This window comes from Paenibacillus sp. Y301 (assembly GCF_059445505.1).
In genome coordinates, this window is the sequence record NZ_JCAIUL010000011.1 from 152,022 (window position 1) to 165,056 (window position 13,035).

Sequence of the window (13,035 nt, forward strand, 5' to 3'; positions counted from 1 at the left end):
ATTTAGAGGTTTAATATTGGGAATGTTAAATTAACAACTAACTTAAAGTAATTATATATCATAAACGCTATATGGTTGCAATTCGAATGAATTAACTAGGAGGAATATATTTGGACACCATGTCATTTGTCTTGTTTGGAGCGACAGGGGATTTAGCGAAAAGAAAAATATACCCTGCATTATATAATTTATTTATTGAAAAAAAGATGCCAGATTCTTTCTCTGTTATTGGTTTAGGAAGAAAAGAAATTCCTGACGATGTGTTTCAAGGACTTGTTGAGAAATCATTAAATACATTCTCTAGAAACGCACCGGACAACCCCGATACCATGAAAGCTTTCCTTCGTGCGTTCCGTTACAGTCAATTAAATGTAAACAATATAGAAGATTATCAAAAACTACATCAATTAGTCGTTCAACGAGAACAAGAGTTAAATCTTACTGAGAATCGTATGTTCTACTTATCGGTTTCACCAGAATTATTTGAAGTCATTGCCATGAATATTAAAGATAGTGGGCTGGGTACAACAAAAGGATGGAAACGCCTGATCATTGAGAAACCATTTGGTCGCGATTTGAAATCAGCTCAAGAGTTGAATGCAAATCTCAGTAAATCATTTGAAGAAGATGAGATTTTCCGTATTGACCATTTCCTTGGGAAACCTATGGTACAGAACCTTGAGGTTATTACATCTTCGAACCCAATTCTTGAAGCCTTATGGTCGAATCATTATATTGCTAACGTTCAAATTACGGCAAATGAAGTTGTTGGCGTTGAAGAGAGAGCAGGGTATTACGACCAATCTGGTGCATTACGGGATATGTTCCAGAATCACATGCTACAAATATTAATGATGATTGCCATGCAATTACCTAAACAGGGGGATGCTAACAAGGTCCGACTTAAAAAGAAAGCCGTGATGGAGTCACTTCGTCCTTTACAACTAGAGAATGTTGTTGATAACGTCGTTCGCGGTCAATATGTAGCGGGTGAATCTCAAGGAACATCTGTTGATGGATACATCGATGAACCTGGTGTGGCTGTTAACTCTTCTACAGAAACATTTGTTGCAGCTCGTTTGTGGATCGATGACTTCTTCTGGAAGGGTGTTCCTTTCTACATCCGCACAGGAAAAAGAATGAAGGAAAAGTCAACAAGGATTGTTATTGAGTTTAAAGAACCATTAACAAATAAAACCTTAGATGATCAAGAAAATACGGCTAACTTGCTTGTAATTGAAATTGGCCCAGATGAAGGCATGTTTATTCAACTAAACAAGAAAAACAGTCATGGTGAATTAGAACCAGTACGCATGGATTGTTATTCGAATAAAAAAAATGCACCTGAAGCATATGAGAAGTTAATTCACGATGCGATGAATGGAGATTCAACATTCTTTGCCCATTGGGATGAAGTGGAAATGTCATGGAAATGGGTAGAACCTATCCTTAATGCATATGAGGATAATCTAATTCCTCTACAGACTTACCCTGCAGGTTCTTATGGACCTCAAGGTTCAGATGAACTGCTAGCCGTTGAAGGATTTAAATGGTTGGGGGACTCAGCAACTGAGAGTAGTACTACGGTGAAAGAAGAATATGCTTTTTCAGCTAGCCATAAATAAATAATAACAACTTGGAGGACACTAACATGAAGGTTGGATTAATTGGTTTAGGAAAAATGGGTATGAACTTGGGACAGAATCTTATCGAGCACGGACATGATGTTGTTGCTTTCGATTTGAATGCAAAAGCCGTAGAAGAAATGACAACTTATGGTGCACAGAGCGCTACAAATATGCAAGAACTTGTTCAAGCCATGGAAACACCAAGAATTGTATGGATTATGGTGCCACATCATGTTGTTGACTCCGTAATCAGCGAGATTTCACCTTTTATGTCTAAAGGAGATATTATTATTGAGGCTGGGAATTCTCATTATAAAGAATCGATCCGTCGTCATGACGCGCTCAAAGAAATCGGTATAAGCTTCATGGATGTTGGTACATCAGGCGGTATGGAAGGTGCACGTCATGGTGCTTGTTATATGATTGGTGGGGATCCAGAAGCTTGGGCTATTGTTGAACCATTATTCCGTGATACTTCAGTAGAGAACGGTTATCTGTATGCAGGCAAAGCAGGTAGCGGACACTATTTGAAAATGGTTCACAACGGTATCGAATACGGCATGATGGCTTCCATTGGTGAAGGATTCGAAGTTCTTGAGAAAAGTGACTTCGACTTCGACTATGAGAAAGTGGCCCGTGTATGGAACAATGGTTCCGTTATTCGTTCTTGGTTAATCGAATTGATGGAGCATGCCTTCTCGAAGGATGCGAAGTTGGAAGATATTAAAGGGGTTATGAATTCTTCTGGTGAAGGAAGATGGACGGTTGAAGAAGCCTTCGATCTACAGACTGCTACTCCAGTCATCGCGATGTCCTTGTTAATGCGTTACCGTTCGCAAGAAAATGACACATTTACAGGTAAAGTTGTGGCAGCACTTCGCAACGAATTCGGTGGACATGCTGTAGAGAAGAAATAAGTAACTTAAATATGTATCAAGTATTTCATAATAAATTCAATAATGATCAAACGTTAAACCCGGTAATCACATAGATTACCGGGTTTTTCTGAAGATTAAGTTAAATTATCATAATGATTTGATTTAATTTAACTAGTCTTATTGAATTTTATTTTTTATCAGTTGATCCAACAGGAAGCCGATAAGATACCAGAACGCTAATGTAGTCAAGTAAACAACAACGTGATAACTAAAGGAGCTGCGCTAACAGCGCAACTCCTTTTCTTTTCGCTTCGCTTATTTATTCTTAACATCGGTATTGATCTTAAAAATACCATCTGAGGTAGAATAATTTGCTATTTCTAATAACTGCTGGGCCATGTAATCAGGAGAGTGTTTAAACCCGCCATGAATCCATTCTGTCATGATCCCAAAGATAGCATGAGCTTGATAACTTGCAAGAATTTCACCATTTAATGTAGGAGAAAACTGTGAACTGGAAAAGTCATATAAAAATAGCTTTTTTAACTCACTACAAATTCTATTTTGTAAATAATATAATTGATTCGTTTTTAATATAAGAGTGTAAAAATCGGAATGATGATGGACGTGTTCAAAAATTTTGATGGCAGAAGAAGTAAGATATTTAATCTCAAAAATTTCAATGTCTCGGTAAGGATCACGATAGGATGCAACTAGATCAGCCATAACATCATTAATGATCTCATCCATAAGATCTTCTTTATATTGATAATGTTTATAAAATGTCCCCCGATTAAGGTTTGCACGATTCACAATATCGGTAATGGTAATTCCTCTGAAATCATTCTCTTGAATTAGGGAAAGGAGTGATTCTTTTAACGCTGACTTTGATTTGTGAATTCTTCTATCATGGCCAGTAGTGTGGCTACTCATAATATTCTCCTTTCTATCGTATGAATAGTAAACAGATATGCATTAAATGTTGATAAATCAACAAAAACCCTTCATTTGATGGTTGTATAAATTTAATATACTTCATTATACTATAAATAGATTTAAAATAATGAACATCTGTTGGATAATGCTAAAACAGTATCTAAATTTGAACACATTGGAGGATGAATTATGAAAATCAATGACAAAGTGGCAGTAGTAACTGGAGCAGCATCTGGTATGGGAAAGGCGATTGCTATCCTTTTCGCTAAGGAAGGTGCTAAGGTAGTCGTATCTGATTTGAACTTAGATGGAGCAAACACCACCGTTGAGGAAATCAAGGCAAATGGAGGAACAGCATTTGCTATTAAGACGAATGTTGCTGTAGAAGCAGATATTCAGGCTCTAATTGATACAACTGTGAGTACATATGGCACCGTGGATATCTTAATAAATAATGCGGGGATTATGGATAATTTTGAACCTGCGGGAGATGTTGAAGATGATAAGTGGGAACGCATTTTTGCGATTAACACAACGAGTGTTATGCGTTCAACACGTAAAGTAATGCCTATCTTCTTAGAAAAAGGAAACGGTGTGATCATCAATATCGCTTCTGCTGGTGGACTATTTGGCGCACGTGCAGGAGCTTCTTACACGGCTTCTAAACATGCTGTTGTTGGTTTAACTAAAAACACAGCCTTTATGTATGCGGAAAAAGGTATTCGCTGTAATGCAATCGCTCCTGGTGGCGTTGGTACTAATATCCATCTTGCCATGACGAATATTAATGAATTGGGCGCTTCACGTCAACAGCTTGGGATGGCTATTAATCCACGTATCGGTACATCAGAAGAGATCGCTACCGTTGCATTGTTCTTAGCTTCTGATGACTCTAGTTTCGTGAATGGTCAGGTTATCGCAGCAGATTCCGGTTGGAGCGCATACTAAGTCCCTGTTCGTTAGAAGCGAATGAGGAATAGTTAAATTAAGAATCCCCTATAAGATACTCTACGAACACTTCATGTTTACATGAAAGTGAGAGTGACCTAAAGGGGATTTTTGTCATGATTTATTTATGATTCGGAAGGCGCAGGATCACGGTCGTTCCTTCACCTAATTGACTACTCAGCTCAATGCCATACTTTTCACCGAAATAAAATTGAATACGATCATGGACATTTTTGACTCCAATATGCTCCTCATCAAGTGTGTCAGAGGGTTGAGAAAGGCGGTGACGTAACTGCTTAAGCTTGTCTTCATCCATCCCCGTTCCGTTATCCTTCACAATAATCAGCATATCTTCTCCTGATTTCATTGATGATACCTCAAGAAGCCCAGGTCCAATTTGACATTCCAATCCATGTACGATGGCATTCTCAACGATCGGTTGAAGGGAGAAGTGCATCATTTGTAATGCTTCACTATTGGCTTCTAGATGTTCTATATATTGAATTTTATCCCCGAACCGTATTTGTTGAATCTTCACATACAGACGAATATGCTCAAGTTCTTCTTGGAGAGTGACGGTTTCTTTCCCGTTTTGGATATGAATTCGAAATAGTCTTCCAACAATCCCAACCATCTCACCTATCTCGCGTTGTCCATTAATGACCGCCTTCATTTGAATGGATTCAAGTACATTTGCAAGGAAATGGGGATTGATCTGGCTCTTAAGTGCTCTGTATTGGGCTACTTTTTGTTGAGCTTTAGCCATGGAGGATCTCTCAATATAGTTCTGTAAATCTTCAACCATTTTGCGTATTCCCTTGTACAGCACACCGAACTCATCGCGACGGTTACTACTTAGATCGACATCGAAATTCCCCATACCCACCATTTTAACTTTTCTACTTAGGATGATAATGGGTTTAGTTACACGCTCGGATAGGATATACATGAACAACAGAGCCGTAGCAAGTGACAAGAGAGCTAAGGTTAGAATGATTTTACCAAGGAAGCTAGCTTGTTTCGTCATCTCATTTTCATCGATATATTGGATAACCTTCCACTCTGAATAGGGTGAGGTGACGAAGTTAATATATGAATCCATCCCTGCGAAATCAGCGTAAAAGCTTCCCGTATCTTGGTTCATAAAAGTCCGGAGCGTCTGACCCTCCATCTCGATTGGCTGACTTGGAGGAGCTTGTACGACATCTGAATTATAAACATTACCACCCTGATCATCCAAAATAATAAAATTACGTTTACTATCCTCGGAAAGTTTTAAAATTTCTCGTAACGAATCGAGACGGATATCGATCAGCATGACACCTATGGGTTGTTTACTCCCTTTTTTATTAATTACTCTTGCGATGGAAATGACGGGTTGTTTCGAATTCGTGCGATAGAAGGGGAGATGGCTACCAAAGAGGACCACACCACCCATTTTCTCTTGTGTCCGCAAATACCATTCTTCCGTAGTGTAATCCTTCACATCATAATCGGCTCGATTAAAATTGGCTGAGTAGAATACGCGAGAACCTGCATAGATCTGAACACTGTCGACATTCTTGATTGTCATTTCTATTGCGCTTATGAATCGTTCAATGGTATTTCCATATTGGATACTTTGATCATTACTGTTGCTAGAATGATTGGTCCAATGTTCAAGTGCTGCTTGAAGCTCACTATCAAGCTGGGCATTCAGAGTTCCTTTTTCGATGCTTTGAAGGTATTGATCAATATTAAATGATAGATTGTTAAGAATAAGATTAGAATTGCTTTGATATTCGTTTTTGACAGCTTGATTTGAAAATATATAGATAATAGCAGAGATGACTAATAGCGGAACGGTAATGGTTAAGATCATAAGCACAAAAATTTGATGATTTACATGCCTCATACGCATAGGATTCGTGGGTCGACCCGTGTTCTTCAATGGATCACCACCCCGATTGTTTTCTATAATCTGAAGGCGTCATACTCGTGATGCTTCTGAATGTCTTCACAAAATGCTTATAGCTTTTATATCCGCACATGGCACATACATCGGTAATTAAGTATTTCGGATTCTTCAAGCACTCCTGTGCATATTCAATCCGGATTTCAGTTACAAATCTCATGTAGTTCTTATCTAGCTTTCTTTTGAACAAACGACTTAAATAGGATGGATTATAGAAGAAGCGGTCAGCCACCATTTGGAGTGTGACATCTTGATCAATATGTTCTCTAATGAAAGATTCGATATGTTCAAAGATAATGACATCTTGTTGCTGGTTATGCGTTAATCCTTCGGTATACACAACCCCTAAATGAATCATCCATCTCCCTAGCCATTCAAACAGAGATTCAAGCGTTGCGAAGTCATCGACAAAGGTTAGATTTAAAAGCTTATCACTGTACACTCCTTCGATGTGAATACTATTTTTATGGGAAAAACGTATGATTACACTTATGATTTCCTGTAGGAATGCGAGCCATATTTCTGGTGAAACATGAGGAGCTTTGTTCACAATATCTTGAGCTAGACGCTGCATCAGTTGATGGGTCTCTGTTGCATTCCCATTCTCGATACAATTAATAATTCGTTTCTTATCATTCTCTTCTAGTTGTATAATAGTTGCTTTTGCTGAAATGGAAGGTTCGTCAAATGGGGAAGCCAGAAATAGGTTAAGGTTGGATTGATAGAAGCGTTGATACAATGCTTTATCTGTATAGTGCAATAACTTATAGATTTGTGTTACATCACTTGTTGACGGACCAACCACTACAAAGAATGATGTGTTATATTCTGAACCTAGTAATTTAAGCATGTGATCTAATTGTTGCTGTACTTGATTTCCTATAAAAAAGAAGGGGTTATCGTTATTTTGTGTTTCTTCTAAAATAACGAGGCCATACAGTTTCGATCTAGATATGTAAGTAAATATATGTCTTGGAGTATGCGTAGGGAAAATGGATTCGGCTGTTTCATGTATGATCCTCTCGGTATGCTGTTTGATCCATTTCATCGATTGCGGATGTGCATCTAAATGTGGTAAACATGCCAGTACAAAAGGTTGACATAGGAAGTCATCACTATTGAAGCCACAAAGTTCACGGATCATCTTCCTATCGATTGTGGTATCCTCTTCTTCGAGCAGAAGTTTTACTAGCTGACTTCCTTTTAGTTTCCAATTTTCTTGTATATCCTGTTCCAATTTAGAACGAGTCTGAAGCTCGGTGCGTGTAATCTTGAGCCTGTTCATGCACGCTTGGATGGTTGCTAAACTTTCCTCATATTCTAAAGGTTTGAGCAAGAAATCATGTATACCTCCTAGTCGAATAGCCTTCTGGGCGTATTCAAAATCATTAAACCCCGTCAAGATGATAAACAAGGTATCAGGAAGGACCTTTCGAATTTCTTCAATCATCTGAAGACCATCCATTTCAGGCATGCGAATATCCGTGATGACTAGATCGGGTTGCTCACGGAGAGCAGTTGCTAGACCCTCTTTTCCATTATCAGCTTCCACGATGGTATGAACTTCTAGATCCTGCCATGCGAAGTAATGTTTCAGACCCGTTCTAATTAATGGTTCATCCTCTACAATCATAAGTTTGTACATGAAATTCCCTCCGAAAGGCTTAAACCTATAGTGGATTTTGAGAAACTATACATGATGTGTAATATTCAAGGTAGATAGTAGGTCGAACATTGATGTCAATTGCTAGAAAAAACTATTGTTCTTCAATATTATGTTACATATTATAACATTACTTTGTAGAATGAGAGAAGGAACATGTAAGAATACGACTATGAAAGTCAAAGAAGAGGGATTCTTCTAAATTTACAATTGAATTATGATTAGTGCAAGGAATGAAAGCGTATTTTATTCCAATATACCATAGGGGGTAATACATTGAGAGCTATGAAAAAAGGGTTAATCAGTATGTTCGGTGTCGCATTACTAGGAACACAGTTAGCTGCATGTGGGAACACGAATAATGCTAACTCACCTAGTACTAACTCGGTTAAGCAAGAAACAACACCAACGGAGACCGCTGCCAAGCCAGTAGAAATTACATGGTGGAACTTCCCAACTTTTCAAGCTTTAGATGGTGAAGTTGGGAAGTACGAGAAAGAAATTATTACAGCATTTAATGAGAAATTTCCTGATATTAAAGTAAATCTTGAAATGATCACTTTTGAAGGTGGCCCTGAAAAACTAAATGTTGCGATTGCATCCAATACAGCGCCCGATGTCATCTACGATGCACCAGGACGAATTATTGACTGGGGGAAGAAAGATCTACTTGCTCCAATCAATGATATGGTGACTGACGAAGTGAAGAACGACATCTCAGAAGCCTTCTGGAAACAATCGGGCGTAGGCGACAAGATCTATATGTATCCTATTAATACGGCACCATTTATGATGGCGGTTAACAAAACAGTCTTTGAGAAGATCGGTGCTCTTGATTTACTCCCACTTAATAAAGAAGACAGAACCTGGACGTTTGATGAATACGTAAAGGCGTTAGAAGCTGTGAAAGAAAAGGCGCCTGATGTGATTCCAACGGGTTTCTTCGCAAAAAGCCAAGCTGGAGACCAAGGAACGCGAGCTTACCTTGCTAACCTAGGCGTATCTAGATTCTTGAATGAGGATAACTCGGCCGTAGCCATTAATACAGATAATGCAGCTAAAGCGCTGGATTGGATTGTTCAAGCTACAAAAGATAAACTCAGCGTTACCGGTGCGGCATCCTTAGCTGCTGCAGACGTGAATGACTTGTTCCTACAAGGAAAACTAGCCTTTACACTAAACTATTCTGCAGTACTCAAAGCTCAGAATGTATCTAAAAAAATGGTTGAATTTGAAGATGTTCTACTTCCATTCCCAACGATGGATGGTTCGGAACCGAAACTTGAGCCATATCTTGGTGGAATGGCCATATTCAATAATGGAAATGACGACAAAATCGCAGCATCTAAGAAATTGATCGATTTCATAGCTAATGATCCTGTGTATGGTAAGAAGAACTTGATTCAAACCGGTGGACTATCTGTTCGTAATTCGATTACAGGTCTTTATGATGATCCTGAGTACACTTACGCTGAATATGCACGTAAATTCACGACAGATGCACCAACGATTGCGGATGGATATGCTGAAATTCGTACCTTCTGGTTCCCTGAATTGCAACGTGCTTTGACAGGTGGCGCAACAGGTAAAGAAGCTTTAGACAGCTTCGCTGAGAAAGCAAATGAAGCGATCACAAAGGCAAAAGCATCAGCTAAGTAAAAAGGGATGAGCATTCAGAGATTAGAGTGCGGTAAGCACTCTAATCTCTTCAAATCATCGAAGAAACGGGGAGATGGGTGTGGGGGAAGCGATTCGCAAAAAGAAAGGTTATGTAATACGAGACTGGTTCATGAGTTATCTTTTCTTACTACCTGCGTTTGGGTTTTTCCTTCTATTTGTTGCTTATCCAATGATAAAAGGGATTTATATTAGCTTCTTTGATTACTCCTTAAGAGACTTTAATTTTATTGGGTTAGATAATTATATCTCGTTGGTTCAAGACGATAATTTCATGAAGTCCATGGGGAATACGTTATTGCTTGTTGTTATCACGGTACCTATCGTTATTATTTTTTCTCTATTCATCTCTATGAATATTTACAAGAAAAAGGAATTTGCAAGATCATTTTTCCGAGGTGTGTTCTACTTACCAGCTGTATCCTCGGTCGTAAGTATTACTGTTGTGTGGGGTTGGATCTATCATCCTAACTATGGAATACTCAATTATTTGACCAGTTTGATTGGAATGGAGCCTGTATCCTGGCTAGGGGATACCAAGACTGCTTTACTTGCGATTATCGCCGTATTAATAACCACTTCCGTAGGTCAACCTATCATTCTGTATGTCGCATCTATTGGTAACATACCTACATCTTACATCGAAGCAGCGGAGCTTGACCGCGCAACACCATGGCAAATTTTCCGAAAAATATTATGGCCGATGCTCATGCCAACGAATTTATATATTATCGTGATCACGACGATCAATACCTTCCAGTGTTTTGCTCTCATTCAACTTCTGACTTCAGGTGGCCCCGTATATAGTACATCGACCGTTATGTATAGCGTATATGAGCAAGCGTTCATGCTAGGACATTTCGGTTATGCATCTGCGATGGGTGTTCTACTCGCCATTGTTATTGGTATTATCTCGATCATTCAATTTAAATACTTTGGCAGCGATGTTGAGTACTAAGGGGGGACCATCATGAATTCTATGAATACAGTAAAAATGAAAGCACCTAGGTTACAACCAACGAGAAAAAGTGCATGGGACAGAAAAATAACGATTCCGAAAGTCGTTGCAGCCATCCTGTTAGTACTATCAACGCTATTCTTTATCTTTCCTTTTTATTGGGTAGTATCGGGATCGTTTAAGCTACAGACCGTTGCTACAACCATTCCACCAGAATGGTTTCCGTTAAAGCCAACATTTGCGAACTGGTCTGAATTATTTAAAAATCCAGTGGAACGGTGGATGCTCAACAGCTTCATCATTGCATTTACAGAAATGCTTGCGATATGTATCGTTTCGTCATTAGCTGGATATGTGCTTGCCAAGAAATCATTCCCTGGACGAGTCATCATCTTCACCATGTTTGTGGCAGCGATGGCTTTACCTAAGCAAGTGATCCTCGTGCCGCTCTTTACGATGTTAGCTGATTTCGGTTGGGTCAATACATATAAAGGGCTTATATTACCTGCGATTGGATGGCCGTTCGGTGTATTCCTGATGAAACAGTTCGCACAGACCATTCCTAGTGAACTGATCGAAGCCGCCAAAATCGATGGTAGTTCTGAAATGCGACTATTCACAACGATCATATTGCCATTATTGAAACCGGCCTTAGGAGCGTTAGCTATCTTTACTTTCATTACTTCTTGGAATGATTATTTCAGTCAACTCATCATGACACGCTCGACATCAATGATGACGCTTCCACTTGGAGTAGCAACACTCAGAGGTGAATTCACGACCAATTATGGTCTCCTGATGGCAGGTGCTGCTTTAGCATCGATACCGATGATTGCGATCTTCTTGCTCTTCCAAAAAGCATTTACACAGGGGATCACTATGGGGGCAGTGAAAGGTTGATGTACAGATCAAGGAAACTTTCTTAACAAATGAATCATAATAATACGAAATAATAGGGGGCTGTCCCATATGTCATGACAATGACTAGGGGCGCCCAATTTGTTTTTTTTAGGAGAAGGTGGGGTGTTCTGAGAGGAAGCTCCACGACCGGACCGTTTCTCCAATCGCTGTGGTCTCCAAATTTCTGGATTGGAACCTTCAGCGGTTGAAATTCGGAGACCAAGTGTTGAAAGAAAATAAAGTAGTATTAGACTAAGGACGCTTTATTAAGCTAACGGACAGCATAGTTCAATGACGATGAGACGGGATTTTAGAAAAAAGTGCGCCATAAAGGTTGCCTCTACTTCCTCATCGCAACATAACTACTTGTTCTTTCGTTTGAACAGTAAACGTTGTTATTTAAACTGGGGGTTCTAAATTTGAAGAAATTTCTACTGCCTTTCGTAATGACCCTCGTTCTCATGGGCTTAGTAGGTTGTTCTGGCGCTCAGCCAAATGGTGATGATTTAGTAGTTGGAAAAGAGCCAATCGACAAGGTACTTGAGGAAGAGCAACCGCCTAAGGCTGAAATTCAAATTGGTGAACAAATGTATGAGACAAAACTCGGCACATATTGTTGGGACTCAAAAAATCAAACCAGATGTGTGGATTCAATTGGTCCAGTTGAGCTTTTAAAAGGTGAAAATCCAGTTATTGTACAGCCTGGTGAATTTATTACATTTGTGATGAACTATGAGCCGCAACCGAACAAACACCATGTCATGCAAATCTATGAAGACAAATCTGAAGAAGCTGAAGTGAAAGAAAATAGTTTTCATGCACCTACACAAAAAGGGACATATTTCTATTCATACGGGGTATGGTGGATGGATGAACATGTAGAGAACCTATCTCACGGTGATGCTTTTTATTATTTCGTCCTAAAAGTTGTTTAGATGGATTCAACTAACGGGACACTATAGTTCAAAACAAACAAGGCTACCGGAAATGGTAGCCTTGTTTGTTTTATGAATCCTGTTTCTAAGTATTGAGACAGCCGGATATCTCGCCACTATGAAGGTGAAGTTCAATAAACAAACATTTCATCGAGGTAAACACCAAATAATGCAAGAGATGGAGGCGTAATATAATGGGTGTTGCTATGAATACATAAATTCCTGTTTAAGCTTGTTAAATCATCCGTATATTCGACGCGGATTAGCATTTGGTTCTTAAATCGTCACCTATCGTCTTTCGTAACAGATTGATTGATCGCCAAACCGTGAACCTTCCGTCATTCATTTTAACCATACAATCATGACGGCTTTGTTGAGCTAAACATTCCTGTAAGGCCTAAGATTTGGCCTTTGTCAAAAAAGGAGCGCCTCGGTATGATGGGTTTGTCGACGGGTTAATAACCCAACACCATCAAGGAGGCGCTCTAAATATGAAGTTTAAACAATCAGACGGACAAAATCAACGCATTGAACGAATTTCCACATCTCACCTTGTTG

Annotated in this window: 10 protein-coding genes; 7 read left to right on the forward strand and 3 right to left on the reverse strand. The window is 39.1% G+C overall.

Features of this window, described 5'->3' with window-relative positions; translation table 11 throughout:
* Positions 1 to 110 precede the first annotated feature (110 nt).
* Positions 111 to 1,625, forward strand: coding sequence for a glucose-6-phosphate dehydrogenase (gene zwf, locus AC1D69_RS18680; RefSeq protein ID WP_495457654.1), 1,515 nt, complete (start codon positions 111 to 113; stop codon positions 1,623 to 1,625).
* Positions 1,626 to 1,651: 26 nt separating this feature from the next.
* Entirely contained in the window at positions 1,652 to 2,545 is an 894-nt protein-coding gene (gnd, locus tag AC1D69_RS18685) for a phosphogluconate dehydrogenase (NAD(+)-dependent, decarboxylating) (RefSeq protein WP_495457655.1), read from the forward strand.
* 276 nt (positions 2,546 to 2,821) lie between these two features.
* Here the strand turns inward: gnd and AC1D69_RS18690 are convergent, their stop codons facing one another.
* Positions 2,822 to 3,439 (reverse strand): TetR/AcrR family transcriptional regulator, encoded by a 618-nt coding sequence (locus tag AC1D69_RS18690; protein ID WP_495457656.1) that lies wholly within the window; start codon positions 3,437 to 3,439, stop codon positions 2,822 to 2,824.
* 192 nt (positions 3,440 to 3,631) lie between these two features.
* Here AC1D69_RS18690 and AC1D69_RS18695 point away from each other — a divergent pair, with 192 nt between their 5' ends.
* Positions 3,632 to 4,390, forward strand: coding sequence for an SDR family oxidoreductase (locus tag AC1D69_RS18695; protein ID WP_495457657.1), 759 nt, complete (start codon positions 3,632 to 3,634; stop codon positions 4,388 to 4,390).
* A gap of 121 nt (positions 4,391 to 4,511) precedes the next feature.
* Here the strand turns inward: AC1D69_RS18695 and AC1D69_RS18700 are convergent, their stop codons facing one another.
* Complete coding sequence (locus AC1D69_RS18700; RefSeq protein ID WP_495457658.1) at positions 4,512 to 6,320, reverse strand: cache domain-containing sensor histidine kinase; 1,809 nt, start codon at positions 6,318 to 6,320, stop codon at positions 4,512 to 4,514.
* Positions 6,321 to 6,324: 4 nt separating this feature from the next.
* Entirely contained in the window at positions 6,325 to 7,989 is a 1,665-nt protein-coding gene (locus AC1D69_RS18705) for a response regulator transcription factor (RefSeq protein WP_495457659.1), read from the reverse strand.
* Positions 7,990 to 8,292: 303 nt separating this feature from the next.
* Between AC1D69_RS18705 and AC1D69_RS18710 the strand changes: the two genes are divergently transcribed.
* The 4 genes from AC1D69_RS18710 (at position 8,293) to AC1D69_RS18725 (ending at position 12,477) form a co-directional block, all read left to right on the forward strand.
* The gene (locus AC1D69_RS18710; RefSeq protein WP_495457673.1) at positions 8,293 to 9,666 is read left to right on the forward strand and encodes an ABC transporter substrate-binding protein; all 1,374 of its coding nucleotides are present in this window, start codon (positions 8,293 to 8,295) and stop codon (positions 9,664 to 9,666) included.
* Between the two features lie 79 nt (positions 9,667 to 9,745).
* Positions 9,746 to 10,642 (forward strand): carbohydrate ABC transporter permease, encoded by an 897-nt coding sequence (locus AC1D69_RS18715; protein ID WP_495457660.1) that lies wholly within the window; start codon positions 9,746 to 9,748, stop codon positions 10,640 to 10,642.
* Between the two features lie 12 nt (positions 10,643 to 10,654).
* The gene (locus tag AC1D69_RS18720; RefSeq protein ID WP_495457661.1) at positions 10,655 to 11,542 is read left to right on the forward strand and encodes a carbohydrate ABC transporter permease; all 888 of its coding nucleotides are present in this window, start codon (positions 10,655 to 10,657) and stop codon (positions 11,540 to 11,542) included.
* 419 nt (positions 11,543 to 11,961) lie between these two features.
* Complete coding sequence (locus AC1D69_RS18725) at positions 11,962 to 12,477, forward strand: hypothetical protein (protein WP_495457662.1); 516 nt, start codon at positions 11,962 to 11,964, stop codon at positions 12,475 to 12,477.
* The last annotated feature ends 558 nt before the right edge of the window (positions 12,478 to 13,035 follow it).